Genomic DNA, 25675 nt, shown 5'->3' on the forward strand with positions numbered 1-25675 from the left:
CAATAGGAAAGAAGCTCTAATAAAGAGGCGTGATTTGGCCTTGGAATAAAGGGATTTTATGGTTGAACGGATTATTGAGTTTTGTGCACGCAATCGTTTTATTGTGTTGCTTTTTGTGCTCGGGTTTTCTTTCATGGGCTATATGGCCTTGAAGAATACCCGTATGGACGCATTGCCTGACATTTCAGACACTCAGGTCATTGTGTATACGACCTGGATGGGACGTTCGCCCGATCTCATCGAAGATCAAGTCACGTATCCTATTGTAACTGCATTGTTGTCAGCACCAAAAGTAGTAGCTGTGCGGGGATTTTCTGATTTTGGCTTTTCTTATGTCTACATCATTTTTGAGGATGGTACGGATATTTATTGGGCGCGAAGTCGGGTCTTGGAATACATGAGTCAGCTGTCTGGAAAATTGCCCGAAGGAGTGACTCCTCAATTGGGCCCTGATGCGACACCGGTGGGTTGGATTTATCAATACGGCTTGGTGGATGACAATGGCAAGCATAACCTGGCTGAGTTACGCACATTTCAGGATTGGTATTTGCGCTATTGGTTAAGAGCGGTTCCTGGGGTGTCTGAAGTAGCCAGTGTGGGAGGTTTTGTCAAGCAATACCAAGTCAATTTGGATCCAGTCAAAGTCCTTGCCTACAACCTATCGGTTCCTGAGATTGTTGAAAAAATTCGTATGAGTAATAACGACACCGGTGGTCGAGTCATTGAGTTTTCGGGCGTGGAGTACATGATTCGTGGTCGCGGATACATTAAGTCTACTGAGGATATTGAAAAAATTGCCGTGGGCACCAATGCCAATGGCACACCGATTTTATTACGTGATGTAGCGACTGTTCAGCTTGGCTCGGACATGCGCCGCGGGGTGGTCGATTTAAATGGCCAAGGCGAAGCCGTGGGTGGCATTGTCATCATGCGCTTTGGTGAAGACGTGCTGCAAGTGATTGGTCGCATCAAGGATAAATTGAAAGAATTAGCTTCGGCAATCCCGGAAGGGATAAAAATGGTTCCTGTGTATGACCGAAGTCATTTAATCCGGGAAGCGATTTCCACGGCCAATTGGAACTTGATTGAAGAACTGGTGGTGGTTGGGTTACTCATTATTGTGTTTTTAGGGCATTTTCGCTCGGCATTGATTCCTATTATTACTTTGCCGCTGGCGATTTTGATTTCGTTTATCCCCATTTATTTCTTACATGTCGGACTGAATATCATGTCCATCGGAGGCATTATTGTCGCCATTGGCGATATGGTCGATGCGGCCATCATCATGGTCGATAATGCCCATAAACGCTTAGCGGATTGGGAAGCAAAAGGAAGCCCAGGTGATCGCACCCAGGTGTTAATCGATTCGGCGAAAGAGGTGGGGCCTGCCATTTTTTCATCCCTTTTGGTCATTGCCATCTCCTTCATGCCCGTTTTTACCTTGGAAGCTCAAGAAGGGCGGCTGTTTTCGCCCTTGGCTTATACTAAGAATTTGGCCATTTTCATGAGTGCTTTACTTGCCATCACCTTAATTCCTGTCCTATTGCCTCTTTTGGTGCGTGGTCGAATTATCCCTGAACAAAAACATCCGATTACTCGCTTGATGCAAACCATGTACGCGCCCGTGTTGAAGCTTGCTTTGAGGTATCGCAAGTTCGTAATGGGAATTGCCATTGTATTGGCTATGGCCACCATTCCTCTTTATAAACTCATTGGCTCTGAATTCATGCCCCCTCTTTATGAAGGGACGATTTTGTATATGCCGGTTACTTTACCGGGTATTTCGGTGACGCAAGCGACGGCTTTGCTTCAAGAAATGGATAAGAAATTAAAAGCATTTCCAGAGGTGGCACACGTTTTTGGCAAGACGGGAAGAGCCGAAACGTCTACCGACCCTTCTCCATTTAATATGATGGAGGTGATTGTGGAGTTAAAGCCTAAAGAATTTTGGCGCAAAGGAGTGACTTATGAAAGCCTGGTGAAAGAGATGGATGAAGCGTTGCAATTCCCAGGTGTGAGTAATGCTTGGACCATGCCCATTAAAGCGCGTAATGACATGCTCACCACAGGAATTCGGACTGCTGTAGGAATAAAAATTTTTGGCCCCGACATTAAAAAAATTGAAGCCATTGGCAAAGAAATTGAAATGGTGGCCAAAGAAGTAAAGGGCACCAGTACGGTTTATGCCGAGCGGGTGGCTGGAGGCTACTTCCTTGATTTTCAAATTAATCGGGACCAGTTGGCTCGCTATGGTTTAACCATTATGGACGTTAATCGCATCATTGAATCGGCCGTGGGTGGTGAAAACATTGCCACCACGATCGAGGGGCGTGAGCGCTACCCAGTGAATGTGCGTTATTTGCGAGAATTGCGCGATGACCCCGACAAGCTCAATCGTATTTTAGTCAAAACACCCAGTGGTGCGGAGGTACCCATCGCGCAATTGGTGACGCTAACTTTTCGTTCAGGACCTGCCATGGTTCGCGATGAGAATGGCATGTTGGCGGGTTATGTCTTCATTGACATCAGCGGCCGAGACATTGGCGGCTATGTGGAGGAGCTAAAGCAAGCAGTCAAAGTCAAAGTGAAATTGCCTCCAGGTTATACATTGGCCTGGTCGGGACAATATGAGTTCATGCAACGGGTTTATGAGCGACTTAAAATTTTTGTGCCACTGACCTTAGCTATTATTTTTGTTTTATTTTACTTTACCTTCCGCACCATCACTGAGACTTTAATGGTGATGCTAGGCGTTCCCTTTGCTTTATTTGGCGGCTTTTTACTGCTTTATGTATTAGGGTATAACATGAGTATTGCGGTTTGGGTAGGGATGATAGCGCTTGCAGGAGTTGCTGCTGAAACCAGTGCTGTGATGCTCGCTTACCTTGATTCCGATTACCATGAACAAAAGGAAAAAGGGGGGCTCAGAACCTTGTCCGATTTGATTCAGATGGTGCAACAATGTGCAGTCTCCCGCATTCGTCCCATGGCTATGGCGGGTCTTGCTAACATCATTGGCCTATTACCGGTGATGTGGGCTACAGGCATTGGAGCCGATGTGATGAAGCGTCTTGCCGCTCCTATGGTCGGTGGGGTTTTTTCAGCGCTACTGCTGACCTTAATTGTGATTCCTGTGGTTTATGTGATGTGGCGGGGCCAAATGGATTTGAAAAAAACAGCAGACTTAACGGAGGCAAGATGAAATTAACTTTTTTAGGAGCAACTGAGACGGTTACTGGTTCTAAATATCTTTTGACCGTCGGTTCTAAAAAAATCCTGATTGATTGCGGTCTTTTTCAAGGCTATAAAGAATTACGATTACGCAACTGGGCTCCTTTACCTATTGACCCCCATGATATCGATGCGGTGATTATCACTCATGCGCATATTGACCATACGGGTTATCTTCCCTTGCTCGTCAAAAATGGATTCCAAGGCAAAATTTATGCAACACCGGGTACCAAAGCACTGTGTTCCATTTTGTTACCCGACAGTGGTCATCTGCAGGAAGAAGAAGCCCGCTTGGCCAATAAGTATGGATTCTCCAAACACCAACCTGCTCTTCCTCTTTATACTGAAAAAGAAGCTCATACTGCATTGCAGTATTTTGAAACCATTGATTTTGATACCCCGCATCAATTATTCCATGATTTCAGTTTTGTGTATCATCGTGCTGGTCACATTGTGGGTGCGGCCATGGTCAAAATAAAAACCCAAAAAGGTTCCATTGTATTTACTGGAGACATTGGCCGTCCTTATGATCCCGTTATGAAAGCCCCTGCCTTCATTCAAGAAACGGATTATCTGGTGATGGAGTCCACCTATGGTGACCGATTGCATGATGCCACAGATCCTTTGCCTCAAATGGCTCAGGTGATTAATCAAACCGTTAAACGAGGGGGCTCAGTCGTTATTCCTGCGTTTGCAGTAGGGCGTGCGCAAAGTCTTCTTTATTTTATTTATGAACTGAAACGACAAGGGCAAATTACCAAAGACCTTCCTGTCTTTTTAGACAGCCCCATGGCCATTGATGCCACTCATTTACTCTGCACTTATAAAGAAGACCACCATTTAACTGCAGAACAATGTCGTGGACTATGCCATGTTGCCACCTATGTGAACACACCTGAGGAGTCCAAGGAGATTGACCGTCATCACATGCCGCAAATCATCATAGCGGCCAGCGGCATGGCGCAAGGCGGCCGCATTCTGCATCATTTAAAAGCCTTTGCGCCTAATCCTAAAAATACCCTACTTTTTACTGGCTTTCAGGCGGGTGGCACTCGTGGTGCTCGAATTGTGAATGGGGAGAAGCAAGTCAAAATTCACGGGAGTTTTATTCCGATACAAGCTAAGGTCGTAGTCATGAGCAGTACATCGGCTCATGCCGACTACCCGGAATTGTTAGAATGGCTAACTCATTTGACTAATCCGCCTAAAAAGGTTTTTATCACCCATGGGGAGCCTCACAGCGCCCAATCGCTAAAACAGAAGATTGAGAAGCAATTAGGTTTTTCTTGCACCATTCCTTCTTATCTGCAAACGGAGGAATTGTGGTGAGTAAGCAAACCTCTCATGGGCTTCGGTTAAAACATTTAGGGATTAAAACCTATCACGAAGCTATTATTTACATGCGCGAGGATTGTCATGTTTGTCATTCGGAAGGATTCGAAGTACAGACCCGTATCCAAGTGACTTTAGGTCAGCGCTCTATTATAGCCACTCTTAATGTGGTGACCTCAGAGCTACTTCAGCCTGGTGAGGCTGGTTTGTCGGATTACGCCTGGGAGTCTTTACATGCCAAAGAAGGCGATGAAATTCAGGTCTCCCATCCAAAACCCTTGGAATCCTTAAGCTATGTGCATACCAAGATTTATGGCAAAGAACTGTCTTATGAACAAATGAAGGTCATCATTGATGATGTGTTAAGCGGTCGTCTTTCTGATGTACAAATCTCCGCTTTTCTAGCGGCAAGTGCCTCAGGACGTCTAACCAGTACGGAAGTGATGAAGCTCACCAAAGCCATGATTGATAGTGGTGATCGCTTATCTTGGCCTTCACCTCTGGTCGTTGATAAACATTGTGTGGGAGGATTGCCTGGAAATCGCACCACTCTGATTGTGGTTCCCATCGTGGCTGCCTTTGGGTTGATGATACCTAAAACGTCGTCGCGTGCCATTACATCACCTGCGGGGACTGCGGATACCATGGAGACTTTAGCTCCAGTCCACTTAAGTCCCCAAAAGATGCGCCAAGTGGTTGAACAAGAAAACGGCTGTATCGTATGGGGTGGGGCTGTGAGTTTAAGTCCTGCTGATGACGTGCTCATCCGTGTGGAACGAGCTATTGATTTAGATAGTGAAGGGCAATTAGTAGCTTCCATTCTTTCTAAAAAAATTGCAACAGGTGCTACACATGCGGTCATTGATATTCCCGTAGGACCTACTGCCAAAGTCAGGAATCAGTCTATGGCGCTCCTTCTGAAACAATTGCTTGAGGAGGTAGGTAACGAGTTAGGGCTTGTTGTCCATACTTTATTGACCGATGGTTCACAACCGGTAGGATATGGCATTGGCCCATCATTAGAAGCTCGCGATGTATTGGCGGTGTTGCAAGGATTGCCTGATGCACCCAATGATTTGCGTGAACGAGCGTTGACGCTTGCGGGTGCTGCGTTAGAGTGTTCTTCGAAAGTACAACCGGGTTTAGGGAAATCCATTGCGAAGCAATTATTGGAAAGTGGACAAGCCTTTAAGAAATTTCAGGCCATTTGTGAGGCTCAGGGTGGGATGAGGGAATTGACAAAGGCACGTTTTACTCATCCTGTTGTGGCTGCAAAGGCAGGAAAAGTCTCCCTCATTGATAATCGAAAGCTTGCAAAAATTGCCAAGCTTGCTGGTGCGCCAAAATCGAAATCGGCGGGTATTGACCTCCATGTCCATGTCGGCGAATCCGTTGAACAAGGTGAGCCTTTGTTTACAATTCATTCGGAGTCTTCAGGGGAGCTCCATTACGCCTGTGATGTTTTACGTGACAAACAAGACGTAATTCTTTTAGGAGAAAGCCCTTGAAGCCCTTATTATTTTCATTATTTGACTCATCAGAAATCGCCAGACGATTACAAGAAGTTCTGCAAGTGGACGTGGGGGATGTGACTTTTCATCGCTTTCCAGACACGGAGTGGTACTTAAAAATCAATTCAGAGGTTAATAATCGCAGTCTTATGGTGGTGGACAGCTTAAACGAGCCGGATGAAAAAATACTCCCTTTGTTGTTTTTTGCCAAAACGGCTAAAGAGTTAGGGGCTCGAAAAGTTGGCTTGATTGCTCCTTATCTTTCCTATCTACGTCAAGATAAACGCTTTCATCAGGGTGAGGGGATTACTTCACGTTATTTTGCACAGATGTTATCCAGTTCATTCGATTGGTTGATGAGCATTGATCCGCATTTACACCGTTATCACTCGTTAGATGAAATCTACTCGATCCCCACTTTTGTTTTGCATGCCACATCGATGATTGCTACATGGATTAAACATCATGTTCCTAAGCCAATTCTAATTGGTCCTGATATGGAAAGTGAACAGTGGGTTGCCGATATTGCAGAAAAAGGTCGTTTTCCCTATGTGATTTTGGAAAAGATTCGGCGTGGTGACAAAGAAGTGACTATTTCAGTACCCACTATTCCTGAACTCGAATCCTCGACACTCGTGCTTGTCGATGACATCATTTCCACCGCTAGAACCATGGTAGAGACGGTGAAGCAGTTACAACAAGCAGGGGGCAAGTCCATCGTTTGTATTGGTGTGCATGCGCTGTTTGCAGAAGATGCTTATTCTTTATTATCTGAGATGAAAGGGGTGCAAGTTATCACGTGTAATACCATTCATCATGTCACCAATGCGATTGATGTGAGTGATTTGGCTGTGGAAGTTCTAGTCAAAAACAAACTGGCCGCTTTAAAAAGTAAGCTAAATAAGTTGATTATTAACAAGGAGTAATCCATGTTTAAAGCCTTTAGAATGATTGCAGTGCTTATTGGGTTAATCGGAGGACTATTCTTTTTGAGTTCCTGCGATGGAGCAGTGAAGCATGGCTCCCAAGAGGTCGATGGCGGCTATGGAGGACACAGCGCGGGCGGGCATGGTGGTCATGGCGGCGCTGGCCATTAAGCCTGTTCGCTGTCTCGGTAAATCAAGTCAAAGCGTACTCACACATAACAGGTAGGGCAAACCATGAAACACGACCATCACCAAGGGCATACCCATACTGACAAAGAACCTGCTTGCTTTCACAAAGAGCATGGCCTCCACAAGCGGCAAGACACGGCTTCTAAAACCGATGGTGCCGTTATCTATACGTGTCCCATGCATCCAGAAATTCGCCAATCAAACCCTGGCATTTGCCCGATTTGTGGTATGACTTTAGAACCGGAATCGATAACTACTGAGGAGGGAGCGAGCCCTGAGTACCTCGACATGAGATGGCGATTTTGGGTAGGGTTGGTTCTTACTTTTCCTATTGTATTGTTGGAAATGGGAGCCCATGGATTTGGGCATTTCATCTCGGCCAATATCTCAAACTGGATTCAATTGCTATTAGCCACACCTGTGGTATTGTGGGGTGGTTGGCCTTTTTTTGTGCGTGGTTGGCACTCTCTAAAAACGCGCCAATTAAACATGTTTACTCTAATTGCCATGGGCATTGGGGTGGCTTGGGCTTATAGTGTAGTGGCTGTTCTGTTTCCTGGGATATTTCCCCTTGCCTTTCGCAGTCAATTCGGCACAGTGGCTGTTTATTTTGAGGCGGCGGCGGTGATTACGACTCTGGTCTTATTAGGGCAGGTGCTGGAATTAAAAGCACGAGAACAAACTGGCAGCGCCATCCGTGCCTTGCTGAAATTAGCTCCTGAAAGTGCCCATCGCATTAAAGAGGATGGCAGCGAAGAAGAGGTATCTCTTGATAAGGTGCACGTTGGCGATAAGCTTCGTGTTCGTCCTGGTGAAAAAATACCGGTGGATGGGGAAGTGCTGGAAGGACGAAGTTTTATCGATGAATCCATGGTGACCGGCGAGCCTATTCCTGTTACAAAAGAAGCGGGCGCCAAAGTGATTGGTGCAACAATCAATCAGACAGGCAGTTTTATCATGAAAGCCATGCATGTGGGCAGTGATACCATGCTGGCACGCATTGTCCAAATGGTCAGTGAGGCGCAACGAAGCCGTGCGCCGATTCAGCGATTGGCGGATACCGTCTCAGGTTGGTTTGTGCCGGCGGTGATTTTGGTTGCGGTGTTGTCTTTCATTCTGTGGGCACTGTTCGGCCCGCAGCCAGCCTTTAGCTATGGATTAATCGCTGCCGTTTCCGTACTCATCATTGCGTGTCCTTGCGCGTTAGGCTTAGCAACACCGATGTCCATCATGGTCGGAGTGGGAAAAGGCGCTCAGAGTGGCGTTTTGATTAAAAATGCTGAAAGCTTGGAGCGCATGGAAAAGGTCAATACGTTAGTGGTTGATAAAACAGGTACCCTAACGGAGGGGCGTCCTAAACTGACGCGTATTGTCACTGATGATGAGTTTGATGAAGAGGCCATTTTGACGTTTGCGGCGAGCATCGAACATCAAAGTGAGCATCCGCTCGCCACTGCCATTGTCATGGCAGCAAAAGAAAAACAATTGTCATTGGGGACGGTTGAAGATTTTGAAGCACCTACTGGAAAGGGAGTGATAGGTAAAGTAAATGGCCATCGTATTGCCGTTGGTAATGCACGATTAATGCAAGAGTATGGCAGTGATAAGCTTGCCCTTTTTGAAAAAGCCGATGAACTTCGCAGCAAAGGCGCATCAGTCATGTTCATGGCAGTGGATGGTAAAACGGTTGCTCTTTTGGTGGTGGAAGACCCCATTAAATCGACTACTCCTGAAACAATACGTGAGTTGCAGCAAAGCGGCATCGAAATGGTTATGCTCACCGGAGATAGTAAGAAAACAGCAGAAGCGGTGGCAGGTACCCTTGGTATTAAAAAAGTAGTGGCTGAAATCATGCCTGAAGATAAAAGCCGCATCGTGAGTGAATTAAGAGACAAAGGTTTAGTGGTTGCTATGGCGGGTGATGGGGTCAATGATGCCCCGGCCTTGGCAAAGGCGGACATTGGTATTGCCATGGGAACGGGTACTGATGTGGCCATCGAAAGCGCTGGTATTACCTTGTTACATGGGGATTTGCGTGGCATCGTTAAAGCGCGTCGTTTGTCAGAAATGACCATGAGCAACATTCGTCAAAATCTTTTCTTTGCATTTATTTATAATGTACTGGGTGTGCCCTTAGCTGCGGGGGTTTTATACCCACTAACTGGCTTACTCTTAAGTCCGATTATTGCAGCAGCAGCGATGGCACTGTCTTCTGTTTCGGTCATTGTTAATGCGCTGAGACTACGACGGATAAGGCTATGAACAAAAGATGAAAAAAACGGTTGTTAATAGAAAAAAAACAAAAGAGATCTATACTAATAGGAAGCAGTCGGTTGTTCATAAGGCAAAATCATGGTGTTCCCAGCTATTATGATTGTGGTTGGTATTGTCTTTCTAATCGGTGGTGCCTATTTAATTAAAAGCGTACTGCAACAAACGAGCCATTATCGTTGGCAGTGGCTCGTTTATCTTGTTTTTATTGGCGCATTTATTCTAAGTTATTCGGCCAGTATTTTTTATGGTCTCTTGGTTGATCCCCATTGTCTTAATTATTTTTATGGCAGTGTGTTTTTATTAGGCGCTACCTATGTTTATTTGTCTTGTCGTCTTATGACTAAGACCATTCAAAAGATGGAAGTAATGGATGATTTAAAAAATCGCTATGAACTATTAAGGCATCATGTCAAATACGATTCGCTGACTGGTTGCCATAACAGAGAGACTCTTTTTGAAATGTTGAACACACGGTTTCAGCAAATTAAGAGCAGTGATGGATGGGTTATTGTCCTTTTTATTGATATGGATAAATTTAAGGCGGTTAACGATCGTTATGGTCATGATGTGGGAGACAACACGTTGGCAGCATTTGGACAACTCCTAAGGCAGCGATTGCGAAAGGATGATATTGTGGCTCGTTATGGTGGTGATGAGTTCATCGCTGTGATGGAACACATCTCCTTGGATGAAGCGAAAAAGATTGCAGAAAATCTTATTACAGTAGCTAAGCAATCCTTCAAAAAAGGTATTTTATCGAAGCTTAATCTAGGCTGCTCCATTGGCATCACTCAGATGAATCCTCACTCGGCTTCAGTGAATAGCGTGATTAAAGAAGCGGATTTGGCGTGTTATGCGGCAAAGCAAAGAAAAATCAATGGTTCCGTTTGTGTCTATAATCCGATGCTTGCAACAAGGAACGATACGATTGATTTGGGTATTCATCAAATTGCCGAATAAAAAATGAAAACACACAAAACAGTCGTCTTACTGCAGTGCATTAAGCACGCTATTAGCGTGCTTTTCTGTTTTTTTGTTCTACCTCGTCAATTAATATACCACTCTTGTTTAATGGCATTGGGTGGGAGATACTAGAGAATAAAATAATAAAAAGAAGGGATTAATTCATGATTCATTTTCAGATGAAACGCACCATCCTATTGATGGTTTCTGTACTCCTTGTGGGCTGTTCTTATAATGCCAAGTTAACTCCTGAGGGAGAAAAAGTGACCCTTCTCCAATCAGGTAAGCCTTCCAAAGCCTGTGCTTTTTTAGGGGAAGTCAGAGCCTCCGATCGTAATGGCATGAGCCAATCCTATCAATCCCATGATCATTTGATTAAGGATGAATTAAATATCTTAAGAAATGAAGCAGCTCTATTAGGTGCTAACAGGGTTTTAGTGACTCAACATCAGCAAACTTATGAAGGCAATCCCAAAAATGATTTCGTAGCGGACCATTGGATGGTAGGTCGAGCATACCGATGTAAGACGAATTAAAAGTTATTTTGAATCTTATTATTTATGGAAATTAATTCTATGAAGTGGTTTTTTGGTTGGGTGATGCTTCTATTACTGTGTTCCTCTCTGGCTACAGCAGGCAACGTATTAACCCTTCAAGAAATAACTCAAATTGCTCTAGCGAACAACAAGGATTTAAAAGCAGCCCGTTATACTGTTTCTATCGCCAAGGCGCGTTTAATCCAAGCAGGTCTTTGGCCTAATCCAAGTCTTAATCTTTCCAATAACGACGATCGCTTATTTAATGACGAAGGGGAATATTCACGCAGTGCTGGTTTTAGCCAAGCATTTCCTATTTCAGGACGTATTGCAAAACAAAAGACAGTGGCGCGCTTGGATGTGTTAAAAGCCATGGCAGAAATTAGGGAAGCAGAGCGTCAATTAAGTAGCAAAGTAGCGAATGCGTATTATGCTGCTGTGATTACCGAGCGTCGCATGCAACAGGTGAATTACTTATTACGGATAAACCACGAGCTTGTTGATGTGATTCATAACCGTTATCACGCGGCTGAAATTTCAAAGCTGGATGACAATGCAGCACGCATTGAGTATCTGAGGATTGGACAAGAAAAACATCTTTTGCATAGTTTTAGTATCAGTCAATATGCCCTACTGAATCAATTGATGGGGCGGAAAGCCAATTCTCCTTTATCTCTTAAGAGGGATGTCATCACAGGTAAAAAACTTCCTGAGTTAGCCTTCTTAAAAACATTAGCCCTTAAAAATCGTCCTGATCGTCAGGCCATCGCTTTATCGATTCATCGTGCCAATGCCGACAGGCGTTTGGCAAAAGCCGAGCGTTTTGCGGATTGGACGGTAGGGCTTGGTGTTCAACAAGATAAAATTGTGGTGGAAGAGGGACCACCCCAACCCGCTGATCGCACCTTGGGGGTCACGCTTTCTGTGCCTCTTCCTCTTTTAAATCGTAATCAGGGGCGAATTTTAGAAGCCAGTCACACAGGAACTCAAGCGATGATGGCATTACGTGCCTTGGATTTAGTTATTGAAACTGAAATAGCCAGTAACTATGCCCAACTGAAAGCACTTCAAATGAGTCTTAGGGAAACGCAAACTGTTTCTCTTAAATTAGCAGTTGAGAATGTCAAACTGGCACGTGATTCTTATGAGAGCGGACAAATTTCTTTTTTGAATGTATTGCAAGTGCAAAAACAACAAAATGATTTGCAAACAACATATCTCAATACTTTAGAAAAGTATTTGCAAGTGTATGTGGCTTTATGTACGGCTATTGGTCCAGGTAAAACCAATGGGTTTTGCTCTTATTTAGCGTATCAAAGGAATGGGGATAGCAAATGAGATGGTGGCAGCAAATGAGAAGGATGGCATTAATTAGTCTGTTTCTTAGTCTACTCTTTCCTATTCAAGGGTGTTTTGCCCATGGAGAAGAAATTGAAGTGAGCGAGGGAGGAGCCAAAGGCCCCGTTCATTTAACACCAGCACAAACTAAAATGCTTGACATCAAGGTGGTGGAAGCAACCAATCGCCCCATGGCGCAAATGCTTGGTTTAAATGGCCAAATTCAATTGTTACCTGATGCCCAAGCCGATGTCAGTATTCGGATTAGTGGGAGCGTGACCGCCATTGATGTGAATTTAGGGGATAGCGTCAAGGCAGGGCAACGTTTGGCCACAGTACAGTCAAGGTTAGTAGGTAATCCTCCTCCAAGTGTCGCCGTCACAGCCCCCATTGCGGGTATTATTGATGCGAGAAATATCAATTTAGGTCAAGCGGTTGAGCCGAACACGGTTCTTTTTCACATCAGTAATCGCGATAAATTATTAGTCGTAGCCCAAGTGTATGAAGAAGATTTAGGTAAGGTTAAGGTAGGGCAAGAAGTGACTATTCATGCCTTAAGTTACCCAAAGAAGGTTTTTGCAGGACAAGTAACTTTAATTGAACCCAATCTTGACTCCTTAACTCGTACCGTGAATGTGCGCATCACCTTGGATAATGAAGAGAAACTCCTAAAGCCCGGGATGTTTGTACGCGCCAACGTCATTTTAGCTCGTAATGAGGCAGCACTTGCCGTACCTAACGCGGCTCTTTTACAGGCGGATAATCAGCAATTTGTTTTTGTGCAAAATGGGGATACTTACGAGCGAGTGGATGTTCAAGTCGGTGCTGTGGATGATGACTTCTCAGAAATTACCGATGGCTTGGTTCCTGGCGACCTCGTTGTCACTCAAGGCAATCGTGAGCTTTATACATTATGGCTTAGTGGTGGTAGTAAATTTCAATCCGGCAGTCATGAGGAGCCCCAATAAATGTTTACTCGCCTCATTGCCTGGTCTTTACATAATCGCCCTTTGATTTTGGCGTTAACGATTATTCTTTGTTTACTGGGTGGTTATACCCTAAAACGAATGCCGGTGGATGTTTTTCCTGAATTTGCACCACCGCAAGTGGTAGTTCAAACCCAAGCGCCTGGCATGGCAACCCAAGATGTGGAAACCCTGGTGACTTACCCTTTGGAAAGCGCTATTAATGGAACACCAGGGGTAGCTAGTGTTCGCTCAAAAACCTCCGTTGGATTATCGACGATTACCGTGGTATTTGATGATAAAACGGACATCTACCGCAATCGCCAACTGGTTAATGAACGTATTCAACAAGTAGTAAACCGCCTTCCTCCGGGGGTTTCATCACCGGTGATGCTGCCCGTCACCTCAGCGGTCGGGTGGTTGCTTAAATATGCTTTGGTGAGTGGCAGCGCAAGCCCAGAAACACTGCGAACCATTTCTGACTGGACTATTCGTCCGCGCCTCTTAGCTTTAGGCGGGGTGGCTTCTGTAGTTTCCTTAGGCGGGGAAGTCAAGCAATATCAAGTGCGGCTTATTCCTTCGCGCATGCTGGCCTATGGCATCACGGTTGAAGAAGTGCGCCAAGCGTTGACAACAGGAAATCAAAATGTGCCTGGTGCTTTTGTCCATCAAGCCGGTACTGAATTCGTAGTGAGCACCATTGGGCGGATTAAAACGCTTAAAGATATTAAAAAAACACTGATTGTAGTCCGTAATGGGGTTCCTATTACCATTGATAACGTGGCTGCAGTCGCTTTCGGTGGTGAAATTAAACGGGGTGATGCGTCTTATAATGCAGAACATGCGGTGATTGGTACTGTTTCTAAAATTTATGGCGCCGACACATTAACCACGACACATAAAGTGGAACAAGCTTTAGCGGATATCAAAAAATCGTTGCCAGCAGGGATTGAATTAATCACCGAGGTGTTTCGTCAAGCCAATTTTATTGAATCGGCTATTCATAACTTAACGAAAGCCCTGATTGAAGGAGCAATTATCGTCATTGCAGTATTGTTTCTTTTTTTAATGAATTGGCGAGCTTCTTTTATTACGTTTTTGTCCATGCCGGTTTCTTTTATTGTCGGCATCCTGGTGCTTCATTATTTTGGTTTTGGTATCAATTCGATGACCTTGGGTGGGATGGCGATTGCGATTGGGGAAGTGGTTGACGATGGCATCATCACCGTTGAAAACGTGGTCCATCGCTTAAGGCTTAATCGCATGAGCGATAAACCGTTACCCGCGATTGAAATTGTTTTTGATGCGGTTTTGGAAATTCGAAGTTCCGTAGTTTATGCGACCATTATTATTAGCCTCGTGTTTTTGCCCATTTTCTTTCTATCAGGAATCCCTGAGCGGATTTTTAGTCCTTTAGCCATTGCTTATATCGCATCAGTCTTAGGTTCTCTTGTTGTCTCTATTACTATGGTGCCGGCCCTTTGTTATCTCCTTTTAGTGCGAAAAAGTGAAAAACAGCAAGAGAATAAAGTGGTGATGCATGCTTTATCTCAAGAGGAACGTTATCATTTGACGGAAGAAGAAGCAGCCAAACAATCTCAAGCGGAAACTCGTTTTGTGATTTGGCTAAAAAAACATTTTTTAATGGGGTTAAATTGGTCATTGGACCATTGTAAAACGGTCGTGACTATCGCGATTGGCGCATTTGTTTTTGCTTTAGCTTTACTTCCTTTTTTTGGGACTTCCTTCTTACCTGAGTTTCATGAGGGCAATTTTATTATTGTGATGAGTACGTTGCCAGGAACTTCGCTGGATGAATCCATGCGCTTAGGCAATCAAGTCAGTAAAACCTTGTTGAAGTATCCGCAAGTGATTTCCATTGCTCAACGGGCAGGCCGCAGTGAATTGGACGAAGATGCCCTACCACCCAACATCAGTGAGTTCGATGTGCGCCTGGATTTTGGCAAAGACAAGAGCATATCTCCGGATGAATTATTGCAACGCATTCGAGCGGATTTGGCAAACATCCCAGGAGCGCTGTTTAATGTAGGTCAATTTATTGCCCATCGTATGGATGAAGTGCTGTCGGGGGTCAGAGCACAAGTCGCGGTAAAACTCTTTGGTGATAATCTTGCGACATTAAACGAACTGGGTCAATCAGTCGAAGCCCTATTAAAAACCGTACCAGGAATAGTGGATGTTAACAAAGAGCAACAAATTAATGTACCCCAGTTGGTCATTACCATTGACCGAGAAAAAGCCGCGCGTTATGGCATTAATGTGGGGCAAATTTCTGAGGATGTTCAAGTTCTTTTGAATGGCGTAACCGTGTCGAGTATTCTCGAAGGGCAGCGAACGTTTGATTTGTATTTGCGCATGAGTGAAACAGGACGAGATAGTGTTAAAGCCATTCAAAACATGCTGATTGACGCTCATGGAACGGAGAATCAGAAAACTAAAATTCCTTTGCGTGCGGTAGCTGATATTCGCCTAGAACCCCAGCCTTTTGCAATTAATCGGGAAAATGTGCAGCGTGTTTTGGTGATTGCTTTTAATGTGCAAGAGAGGGATTTAGGTAGTGTGATTCAAGAAGTGCAACAACGGGTTAAGGAAAAGGTGACCTTGCCCAGCGGTTATTTCATCCAATACGGCGGTCAGTTTGAAAGTCAGCAGCAAGCCTCTCGCGTGATTATTCTTTTTGGTGCACTTGCTGTTTTTATCATGTTAATCCTGCTTCATAAGGCTTTCGGAACATTTCGTGAGGCACTGCTTGTGATGTTCAATTTGCCTTTGGCTTTGATTGGTGGGGTCATTTCTTTGTTTCTTGCCGGTGCTAACATGAGTGTGGCGGCTATGATTGGTTTTATCACCTTATTTGGAATCGCGGCACGTAATGGGATTATTTTAGTGAGCCACTACAATCAATTGCGTGTCCAGGGACAACCACGTGAGCAAGTGGTCATTCAAGGAACCCTCGATCGCTTAGTGCCCGTACTCATGACCGCCGCAACAGCAGCGCTTGGCTTAATTCCTCTGTTATGGGGTTCGCCTGCAGGAAAGGAACTGGAGCGTCCTTTAGCTCAGGTGCTTTTGGGAGGATTATTTACTTCTACTGTACTCAATATGTTTGTAGTACCTACGGTGTATAATGCTATTGAAGTATGGCGAGAACAGCGGATGCAATTCAATAAAACGGAACAAGGAGAAACAACATGAAGCACGTTACTTTGAAACAAAAAAGTCATTTTTGGTTAGGGCTTATCACCAGTGTTTTGTTGGTTTGTGGGTATTCTCAAGCAATGGCTGATTCTACTGAAGAGTCAACACAATCCATTCCCAAAACGATTCCAGCCATTTGGGAGGCTGTAGATAAGCATGCGGCATCCATTAATCAAGTGCTTAGTAGTGATGATTTAACGACAATACACCAGCATGCATTTGCCATTCGTGATTTAGTCAACGCATTACCTGCATTAAGCAAAGATTTGTCAGAGGAGCAGAAAAAAACACTGCAGCAAAATCTAAGCTATGTCAGTCAATTGGCCACTCGTCTTGATAAATCAGGCGATGCCAATGATAAAAAAGGGACACAAGTCAACTGGCAAAAATTACAAAAAGTGTTGGCGCAGCTGCGTTCTTTGTATCCTTCGGATGCCCCTAATTAATTAAGGCATCGGTTGTAATATATCCTGTGATTCGCAGTTTATTACTGATTCACATTTGTCCTATATAGCCAAACAGGTGCAAATGCGTTTTGCCCAGAGGGATATTGCAGTTGCTAAAATGAGATCAGACTTGTCAAGTATCCGTTCCCCATTACTGAGGAGTGGTTACTTGACTAAATATATTGATGTAAAATAACGTGCGCGGCATATTTGTTTCGTCTCTTCTGCAAAGATAGCTAAAAAATAGGCTTATGCAAAACAATAAATTAGGATAAGCATACATGACTCAGGTGATGAAAGAGAACAATAGAGTTAACGCAAGTTTAACAGCGCTTTCCGTGATGAGCAGTTATATTCAATCTATAAATAAGCCATTAATACCTTCTGAATTTTATATCGAACTATGTTTAGCCCAACACATCATTTCATCAGTGGTTGATTTCGAATCTTATGGCTGCTCTTATGGAGATGAAAACAGTCTAAAAAAACTGTTACATTATTTACAACATAATTTTTTTAATAAAACAGTTACTCCTGGTTATCACTCCATGATATTAGCTAGAAAACTAATGCTGAAACACAAGGTAGAAATGGGTATTTTATCTAACGGTGTAAGACAAGTTATTTTTCTAGGTGGTGGCTATGATGTACGAGCGTTTATCTCATCAATAAAATTTCCAAACGTTCAGTTTTATGAATTGGATAGGGGACAAACTCGTCAAATAAAACTGAAAGCACTCTTGAATATTCCAAAGGAAATTGGAATCCGACAAACACCAGTTGATATAAGAATTAACCATACCCACATTTTTAATGAAAATTTCTTTTGTGTAGACTGTGATTTTTTAGAAGATAATTTAGAAGAAGTTCTGTGTGCTAATGGATTTAAGAAAGGAAGCAAAACATTAGTAATCGCAGAAGGTCTTACGATGTATTTAAATGAAAAGGGAGTAATGCAGTTATTAGCAGGGTTGGCTAATCTTCTTGAGGAGCATGATGAATTCATATTGAGTTTTATTCCTAAAATAATTAATTCTTTTTCAGAAGACATGCCAATTGAATCTAGAGAACTGCATTGTTTTTCTTTACCGCCTGACGAGGTTAGTCGATTTGTAACAGCTTATGGTTTTGAGGTGATTCATAAAAATTTATTTAAAGATCTTCTGATGCTCATGGGGGATATAAACAATGCGAAAAAACATGAAAACAACCTAATTTTAAAACAAGAGCATTATTATACATTGAGAAAATGCACTCATTTACTTAAAGCAAGCAGCAAGACGATTCATGAGATTCCTGATTATCAATTTTCAATTCCATTCAATTGCTGTGCATAAGTGACAATATTGGTAGGCAGTGTTTGCAAAATGGCATTAGGCCATATCAACTTCTTCCTCTAGTAGTTCGCCAAACCATTTTTTTACGGTTTCTTCTCCTAGATGGTCATAAATATAGAATAAATATCGACTGAAATCGACTTCAAATTCATTGTTAGGTATTGGCTCGTTGTCTGAAGCGGGTGTATGATGTACATACTTTCCAAAAAATTGATCACAAAAAGCCATATAATCCTTTGTAAAAAGAAGGAAAGTATGCCACATGTCATCAATATCCAACATGTCAGGGTATATTCCACAGGAGAACTTTAATTCGTCATTTTCTGGAAAATGACATAAATCTTCTTTATGTTTTTGAGAAATCCATAAGTATTTCAATAACTCTGGAAAGGCTTCTTCGGCTTTTAATTTATTATTGGGATAATCTTTTTTATACCTATTTAATACTTGTGTGTTTTTATATTCTAATAATTTATCAATTGGCGTTGTCATAACAATGACCTCTTAATAAGATAAATACCATTCACCTAAGTCATGAGGTGAATGGTATCTTTTTATAATACTGGTATTACCAACAACAAAGATTACGTCCTTTAGTATTTTTCATTTTTTTTGTAACAATTGTCCTTATGAGATCTGACTTATTCATTTTAGCTCCTTTTAAATGACATGAGATGGAATGATTTTTAACATTCCGACATTACAATATTATGCTAGCTAATTGAAGTCAAGTACGGTGCTTTTGTATAGTTAACGAGTCGAATGGTGCGATAAATGGTGTTAACAACCTTGATTTAGGGTTAATAGAAATACTAGGACAGGTTGATTTTTGTTGCGTAGCCTGCTTTGAAGTAATAGTGAGGTAGGGGAGAATCTCAGGTTCTCTATCTTATCACTCTAGCAGGTACTGTGATGGAGCCGGTGTATAAGTCTGATACTTGTCTGGATAGAAATGTTCTAAAAATCATCATAAACTTCTTTTCGATGTTTTATTGCAATAATAACGACGGTATTTGTTTCTGCTTCGATGCGGTAAACAATCCTATAATCACTAACTCGCAAACGTCTATGTCCTTTAAGGCTATATCGCAGTGGCTTACCGAAACCGATAGGATCAGCCATCAAACGCTCTTCGATGGCTTTTTTTATGAGCTTTTTGGCTGAAGTTGACAAACTAGGCATGTCGTTTTTAACAACATCTTCTATATATTCAATTTGATACAGTTTACTTCCAGGCGTCATCATGCTTCACTCTTTTTACTGTAGCATGATCACGAAATTCAGCAATGGCAGACAATACTTTATCTTCACGTCTTTCCAATGCCTCCATGATAAGTTCTTTAGCCAAGCCTGAAATCGATTTATGTTCTAGCTCTGCAAGGTAGGCAAGTAACCCTGCTGTTGATTCCTCAAAAGTAATATTTATTCTTGGATTTTTAGTAGGCATGATATTGCTCCTAAATTGGTGCCTAATATAAGTGTAACACTTTTGCATCACCTGTCAAATAGTAATACTAATAGAAACATTTGATTGAGTTACATATCATTCTATATAACTCGGGATAAATTTTTTAATCGAGAATCTACCACTATTTATTATGGAAATTGCTATCAAACTTCCTTCAACGTTAAGTTTTTTCTTTTATTACCTAACTCAAATTTTTTATTAGTATTTTTTTCGTTGCCACAAAAGATAAACCACTGGAATAACAATCAGAGTGAGTATGGTGGCACTAGCCATCCCGCCAACCATCGGTGCAGCAATACGTCGCATCACTTCAGAGCCCGTGCCGCTTAATAGCATAATCGGCAATAAACCTCCAATAATGGCAGTCACTGTCATGATTTTGGGCCGTAGGCGCAGGAGTGCTCCTTCGACTACGGCGGTATACACATTATCTTTGGTAAGAGCACGCTGCTCTTGCTTCGCTTGCCGCTGTTGCTTTTCCAAGGCTTGATTAAGAAATACCAGCATGATGACCCCTGTTTCAGCGGCAACGCCCGCCAAAGCAATAAAGCCAACTCCTACGGCAACGGATAAATGATATCCCAATAAATAAAGTAGCCAAATGCCGCCGATTAATGCCAAGGGCAGGGTTGCTAAAATAATGATGACTTCACCTAAGCGACGAAAATTAAGATACAATAGAAAGGCAATAATAGCTATTGTTAAAGGAACAACAAGGGATAAACGCTCTTTGGCACGCTCTAGGTATTCATATTGCCCGGACCATGCCAACGAATAACCTGCGGGTAATTTTACCTGTTGCCTAATAATATTCTGAGCTTCTTTCACATAAGAACCTAAATCGCGTCCTGCAATATCCACATAAACCCAACCATTGAGTCTGGCGTTCTCACTGCGAATCATATCAGGTCCTTCGGTAATCGTAACGGTGGCCACTTCACTTAAAGGAATAGTGGCTCCTGTTGGAGTGACAATAGGTAGTGAACGTAAGTTTTCCAAAGAATCGCGAATCTCACGAGGATAACGCAAGTTAACCGGATAACGTTCCCGCCCTTCAATCGTTTGTGTCACATTCATTCCACCCACGGCTGTTTCAACAATTTGCTGAATGTCTTCAATATTTAACCCATAACGTGCCGCTTTGACGCGGTTGATATCTACTGTCACATAACGGCTACTAGCTACTCGTTCAGCAAAAACAGACGTTGTGCCCGGTACTTTCTTCAATACAGTTTCAATTTGTTGACCAATAGATTGAATGGTTTTTAAATCAGGTCCTGCAACTTTAATCCCTACTGGCGTTTTAATCCCAGTTGCTAACATGTCAATGCGAGTTTTAATGGGCATCACCCACGCGTTGGAAAGCCCTGGCAACTTGAGACCTGACTCCAGTTCATCACGCAATTTATTCATAGTCATTCCGGGACGCCATTCATTTTTAGGTTTGAATTGGATGGTGGTTTCTATCATCGATAAGGGAGCCGGGTCCGTTGCTGTTTCAGCACGCCCAATCTTACCAAATACTGTTTTAACCTCAGGGACAGTTGCAATCAATTTATCAGTTTGTTGTAAAAGTTGCTGTGCTTTACCTGCCGAAATGCCTGGAAAAGTGGTTGGCATGTAGAGTAAGTCCCCCTCATCCAGTTCTGGCATAAATTCACCACCAAGATAAGAGACAGGCCAAAATCCAATAAGCATGATGAAGGCTGTGATTGTTAATGTTGTTTTGGGTGTTTTCAAACTCGCTTGTAGAATCGGTCGATAAACAGCCATTAAGGCACGATTGATTGGATTTTCTTGCTCCGCCTTTATTTTGCCACGGATAAGATAACCCATTAACACGGGTACTAAGGTAATTGAAAGTGCTGCAGCAGCTGCCATCGCATAGGTTTTGGTATATGCAAGCGGTGCAAACAACCGTCCTTCTTGAGCTTGTAAGGTAAAAACCGGTAAGAAACTCACGGTAATGATAAGTAAAGAGAAAAATAAAGGTGGCCCCACTTCAAGAGCTGCTTGTTGCATCATTGGCCAGCGATTTTCTGAAGTAATGGCATTATGCTCTATGTGCTTGTGGGCATTTTCAATCATGACAATGGCCGCATCCACCATGGCGCCAATGGCAATAGCAATACCCCCTAAGGACATAATATTGGCATTAATCCCTTGCACATGCATGATTATCAATGCGAGCAAAATAGCAATAGGTAAGCTAATCACAATGATTAATGAAGAGCGAAAATGGAATAAAAAAACCACACAAATTAGAGAAACAACAATAAATTCTTCAATTAACTTATCCCTTAAAGTATTAATCGCTCGTTGGATTAAACTTGAGCGATCATAGGTAGTAATGATTTCCACGCCTTTAGGAAGACTTGCTTGCAATTGATTGAGTTTTGCTCTGACACTGGCAATGGTTTGCATGGCATTTTGGCCTGAGCGCATGACAATAATGCCCCCCACTACTTCCCCTTCGCCATTTAATTCGGTCATACCGCGTCGTATTTGTGGACCTAGTTGTATATGAGCGATTTCTTTTAGCAAAATGGGTATGCCATTTTTACCTAAACCTACTGGAATTTGCTCAATGTCCTGAATGGATTGCAAATAGCCTTTGGCTCTTATCATGTATTCTGCTTCGCCCATTTCAATGGTGGCGCCTCCTGCTTCACGATTACCTCGCTGCACCGCTTGCTTGACCTGGTCGAGAGTCAAACCGTAGGCGCGTAATCGGTTGGGATCTAAAGTAATTTGATATTGCTTCACCATGCCACCTGCGGTAGCTACTTCAGCAACACCAGGTACTTTTTGTAATTCAAATTTGAGAACCCAGTTTTGTAAACTGGTGAGTTGCGACAAATCATGTTGGCCTGTGCGATCAACAAGCGCGTATTCATAGACCCATCCAACACCTGTTGCATCAGGCCCTAAAGCTACTTTTGCCCCAGGTGGTAATTGATTGGCAATTTGGCTTAAGTATTCCAGAACCCGGGAACGTGCCCAATACAGATCAACGCCATCTTTAAAAATGATATACACATAAGATACTCCAAAACCTGACTCACCTCTTACTGTAACAGCACCGGGTACTGCTAACATGGCGGTGGTTAAGGGATAAGTCACCTGATCTTCAACCACTTGTGGTGCTTGTCCGGGAAATTCTGTTTTAATAATCACTTGGACATCCGATAAATCGGGAATGGCATCAACAACGGTGTTATTGATGGTGTAGAGGCCTCCTACTATCATCATTACAGTGACGAGTATCACTAGAAAACGGTTGTTAATTGACCAACGAATGATGCTTGCAATCATGGTTTTTGTCCTTTGGGGTTCGTGGATTTCATCCCTGAGGATTTGGCTTTTTCATTTTCTTCAGGTGTTTCCAAGCGCTCCAAACCCGCTTTTAAATTCGACTCGGAATCAAGCAGAAATTGTCCGGAAACAACGACGTTTTCTCCTACCTTAAGGCCCGAAAGAATTTCGACTCGATCACCCGATTCCATACCTGCTTTGACTTGGCGAACTTGAAAACGTCCCTTGCCTAAGGCCACTATCACTCGATCACCTTGTGGACTTCGAATCAAAGCCTCAAGAGGAATACTCAGTACATTGGATTTCGGATTGACCAGGATAGAAATGCTGGCATACATATTAGGTTTTAATTGATTATCGGGATTATCAAAACGAAATCTTACTTTGACGGTGCGAGTCATGGGCTCTAATCGAGGGTAAATGTATTCTACCCTACCTTTCCATTGTTTTTGTGGGAACGCTGATATTCGAGCTTCGGCTTGGTCACCTATCTTGACCCAATTGGCTTGTTCTTCAAAAATTTGGGCAATCATCCAAACGTTGGCAAGATCAACTAAACTCATTATTTCCACATCCGGTGTAACTCGCATACCTTCCCGAATATTAAGAGCGGCAACAATGCCATCTTGTGGAGCATAAACAGCTACTAATTGATTCGATTGATGATTTTTTTTGATGTCTTCAATTTGTTGTTCAGAGATGTGTAAGGCTTGTAATCGTTTATAAGACGCTGTAATTAAGGATTGATTATTGCCTTCTAAGGCGATTAGATATTCTTCTTGGGCAGTTACTAATTGGGGTGAGTAATATTGCAACAGCAATTGGCCTTTTTTAACAGAATCACCTACTGCCTTGACCACCAGATTTTTCACCCAGCCATCAGCATAAGTATGAATATGACTGATTTGATTTTCATTAGGCTCTACAAACCCCACTGTGTCTATATGTCTTGCTAATGTTGTTTGTATCACTGGAACGGTACGTACACCAAGATTATTGACTACAGATGGTGAGATTTGAACTGTTGCTTTTTCACCTTTTTCTTGGTTGTCGTCTGGATAGACCGGAACAAGTTCCATGCCCATGCGCGATTTTCCGGGTCCTGGGTAATGAATCATTGGCTCCATGGGATCAATCCAATAGAGTGGTTTTTTGTTGGTTGCCTCTTGTGAAGCTTTTCCAGTAATGATGTTAGTTGTCCAACGCCCCAGGAACACTCCCAAAATAATGGAGATTACGATTATGAGTACTAATTTCTTGTTCATAGGGCAACTCCTTCTAAATACAGTAGTGTTGCACGGGATTTCAGGCGCTCAACTTGTATCTGTACTTGTTCCAGTTGAATGGTTAATTGGCTGCTGTAGGCGCGTAGCACGGTGGTTAATTCAGTGGTTGCACTTTGATAAGCCAATAAAGCCGCTTTGGCATTTTGTTTTGCTTCAGGAAGCAATTGCTTTTCATAGATGACCTCACGTTCTGAAAGACGCTGCCATGTCGCATATTGCGCACTGAGTGCCTGAAGCAAATCTCGATAATGTGTTTGTCTTTCAAAGTGGCTCGCATTGAGTCGGTTGTAACTGGCATTTAATTGCTTATCTTGTCGATTAGCAGTAAAAACAGGCAGATCCATTGTAACTTGAGCGGTCAACATATCCGAGCGAGGCATCCTGTCTGGCATGACTCCTTGCCTGAAGCCATAACTCACACCAAGTAACCAACCTGGTTTATATTGTTCTTTGGCATACGCGACCTCATAGCGGGAGGCTTTCACATTGGAGGCATCGGCTTGTAACAAAGGATGCTTTGGTAATCGGGCTTTTAACTGATTCAATGGTGGTGGCCGAGACCACGCAGGCATTGAAAGAGCTAATGGGCGATTGACAGGATTAATCCCAATCCATCGACCTAGTTGTGCGCGTAAAATATCAAGTTGCTGCTGAATTTGAATGGCCTGATCATTGAGTCGTGATAATTCCAATTCCACTTGAATCACATCGGATTGATTAATTTTACCGTTACTGTATTGAGATTGCGTGACCTTCAGTAAATCCTTATATAACAACCGATTGGCGTGAAGAACCTGCAAGGCTTTCGTCCAATAATACAGATCTAACCAAGTTTCTCGTACGTTACGTAACAAGGTGATGACTTGATCAAAGGCTTTTTTAAGCTCTACTTTCGCTAACGCTTGTGTTTGTTGGGATTTCATCTTTAAAGAGTGACCCCGTGGAAATTGCTGTTGCAAACCGACCTCTACCATGGTCATCATGTCTTGGGTAAAACTGAAGGTATCGGTAGGGACATTAATCGTACCTGCCAGTAATTGTGGGTCGGATAATTGGCCAACGGCGACGGCTTGCTGTTGTAACGCTCGACTGTTTGCTTGTAAACGTTTTAATTCAGGGGAGGTGGCAAGCGCTAAATGTTCTGCTTCGGTTAACGTCAGGGGTGTATTGGCAATTGCAAAGGCTAGCCCTCCCCAACATAGGCAAATCATGGTCATGATTCCTTGAAGAAAACAGGTTGTTTTCATACGATAACCTTTAAAAAATTAATGGAACTAAAGTTTGGTTCATCCAATGTCCATTTCGCATACTTAAGAATGAGAGACATCACAGTGCTTAT

At 42.9% G+C, this 25675-nt stretch carries 19 protein-coding genes; 13 read left to right on the forward strand and 6 right to left on the reverse strand.

What is annotated here, in order from left to right; genetic code table 11:
* The first annotated feature begins 58 nt into the window (after nt 1-58).
* The 13 genes from Lgra_RS15315 (at nt 59) to Lgra_RS15370 (ending at nt 18267) form a co-directional block, all read left to right on the forward strand.
* Complete coding sequence (locus Lgra_RS15315; protein ID WP_014843649.1) at nt 59-3202, forward strand: efflux RND transporter permease subunit; 3144 nt, start codon at nt 59-61, stop codon at nt 3200-3202.
* A complete protein-coding gene (locus Lgra_RS15320) occupies nt 3199-4560 on the forward strand; it encodes an MBL fold metallo-hydrolase RNA specificity domain-containing protein (protein WP_014843650.1) in 1362 nt (453 codons plus the stop codon). The genes Lgra_RS15315 and Lgra_RS15320 overlap by 4 nt, the downstream gene beginning before the upstream one ends.
* Complete coding sequence (locus Lgra_RS15325; protein WP_014843651.1) at nt 4557-6071, forward strand: thymidine phosphorylase family protein; 1515 nt, start codon at nt 4557-4559, stop codon at nt 6069-6071. The genes Lgra_RS15320 and Lgra_RS15325 overlap by 4 nt, the downstream gene beginning before the upstream one ends.
* A complete protein-coding gene (locus Lgra_RS15330; protein WP_014843652.1) occupies nt 6068-7000 on the forward strand; it encodes a ribose-phosphate pyrophosphokinase in 933 nt (310 codons plus the stop codon). The genes Lgra_RS15325 and Lgra_RS15330 overlap by 4 nt, the downstream gene beginning before the upstream one ends.
* 3 nt (nt 7001-7003) lie before the next feature.
* Nucleotides 7004-7171, forward strand: a complete 168-nt coding sequence (locus tag Lgra_RS18030) for a hypothetical protein (RefSeq protein WP_014843653.1) — start codon at nt 7004-7006, stop codon at nt 7169-7171.
* A gap of 63 nt (nt 7172-7234) precedes the next feature.
* Complete coding sequence (locus tag Lgra_RS15335; RefSeq protein ID WP_014843654.1) at nt 7235-9451, forward strand: copper-transporting P-type ATPase; 2217 nt, start codon at nt 7235-7237, stop codon at nt 9449-9451.
* Between the two features lie 90 nt (nt 9452-9541).
* Nucleotides 9542-10423, forward strand: a complete 882-nt coding sequence (locus tag Lgra_RS15340; protein ID WP_014843655.1) for a GGDEF domain-containing protein — start codon at nt 9542-9544, stop codon at nt 10421-10423.
* A gap of 167 nt (nt 10424-10590) precedes the next feature.
* Nucleotides 10591-10962, forward strand: coding sequence for a DUF4156 domain-containing protein (locus tag Lgra_RS15345; protein ID WP_013101324.1), 372 nt, complete (start codon nt 10591-10593; stop codon nt 10960-10962).
* 39 nt (nt 10963-11001) lie between these two features.
* Nucleotides 11002-12300 carry a TolC family protein gene (locus tag Lgra_RS15350; protein WP_013101325.1) on the forward strand — a complete coding sequence of 433 codons (1299 nt, stop codon included), beginning with the start codon at nt 11002-11004 and terminating at the stop codon, nt 12298-12300.
* A complete protein-coding gene (locus Lgra_RS15355; RefSeq protein ID WP_014843656.1) occupies nt 12297-13268 on the forward strand; it encodes an efflux RND transporter periplasmic adaptor subunit in 972 nt (323 codons plus the stop codon). The genes Lgra_RS15350 and Lgra_RS15355 overlap by 4 nt, the downstream gene beginning before the upstream one ends.
* Nucleotides 13269-16481, forward strand: coding sequence for an efflux RND transporter permease subunit (locus tag Lgra_RS15360; RefSeq protein WP_013101327.1), 3213 nt, complete (start codon nt 13269-13271; stop codon nt 16479-16481). It abuts the gene before it with no gap.
* Entirely contained in the window at nt 16478-16930 is a 453-nt protein-coding gene (locus tag Lgra_RS15365) for a hypothetical protein (RefSeq protein ID WP_013101328.1), read from the forward strand. The genes Lgra_RS15360 and Lgra_RS15365 overlap by 4 nt, the downstream gene beginning before the upstream one ends.
* Before the next feature lie 281 nt (nt 16931-17211).
* Entirely contained in the window at nt 17212-18267 is a 1056-nt protein-coding gene (locus Lgra_RS15370) for a class I SAM-dependent methyltransferase (RefSeq protein ID WP_013101329.1), read from the forward strand.
* 36 nt (nt 18268-18303) lie between these two features.
* Here the strand turns inward: Lgra_RS15370 and Lgra_RS15375 are convergent, their stop codons facing one another.
* The 6 genes from Lgra_RS15375 to Lgra_RS15400 all read right to left on the reverse strand — a co-directional run bounded on the left by Lgra_RS15375 (nt 18304) and on the right by Lgra_RS15400 (nt 25583).
* Entirely contained in the window at nt 18304-18759 is a 456-nt protein-coding gene (locus Lgra_RS15375; RefSeq protein WP_013101330.1) for a glycine-rich domain-containing protein, read from the reverse strand.
* Nucleotides 18760-19224: 465 nt separating this feature from the next.
* Nucleotides 19225-19512, reverse strand: coding sequence for a type II toxin-antitoxin system RelE family toxin (locus Lgra_RS15380; RefSeq protein ID WP_011946126.1), 288 nt, complete (start codon nt 19510-19512; stop codon nt 19225-19227).
* Nucleotides 19493-19714 carry a hypothetical protein gene (locus Lgra_RS15385; protein ID WP_011946127.1) on the reverse strand — a complete coding sequence of 74 codons (222 nt, stop codon included), beginning with the start codon at nt 19712-19714 and terminating at the stop codon, nt 19493-19495. Before Lgra_RS15385 ends, Lgra_RS15380 begins: the two co-directional genes overlap by 20 nt.
* Before the next feature lie 219 nt (nt 19715-19933).
* Nucleotides 19934-23050, reverse strand: a complete 3117-nt coding sequence (locus tag Lgra_RS15390; RefSeq protein ID WP_013101332.1) for an efflux RND transporter permease subunit — start codon at nt 23048-23050, stop codon at nt 19934-19936.
* Nucleotides 23047-24315 carry an efflux RND transporter periplasmic adaptor subunit gene (locus tag Lgra_RS15395; protein WP_013101333.1) on the reverse strand — a complete coding sequence of 423 codons (1269 nt, stop codon included), beginning with the start codon at nt 24313-24315 and terminating at the stop codon, nt 23047-23049. The genes Lgra_RS15390 and Lgra_RS15395 overlap by 4 nt, the downstream gene beginning before the upstream one ends.
* Nucleotides 24312-25583, reverse strand: coding sequence for a TolC family protein (locus tag Lgra_RS15400; protein ID WP_013101334.1), 1272 nt, complete (start codon nt 25581-25583; stop codon nt 24312-24314). Before Lgra_RS15400 ends, Lgra_RS15395 begins: the two co-directional genes overlap by 4 nt.
* Between the last annotated feature and the right edge of the window lie 92 nt (nt 25584-25675).

The sequence above is a fragment of the Legionella gratiana genome, assembly GCF_001467695.1.
Taxonomy (GTDB): Bacteria; Pseudomonadota; Gammaproteobacteria; order Legionellales; family Legionellaceae; genus Legionella; species Legionella gratiana.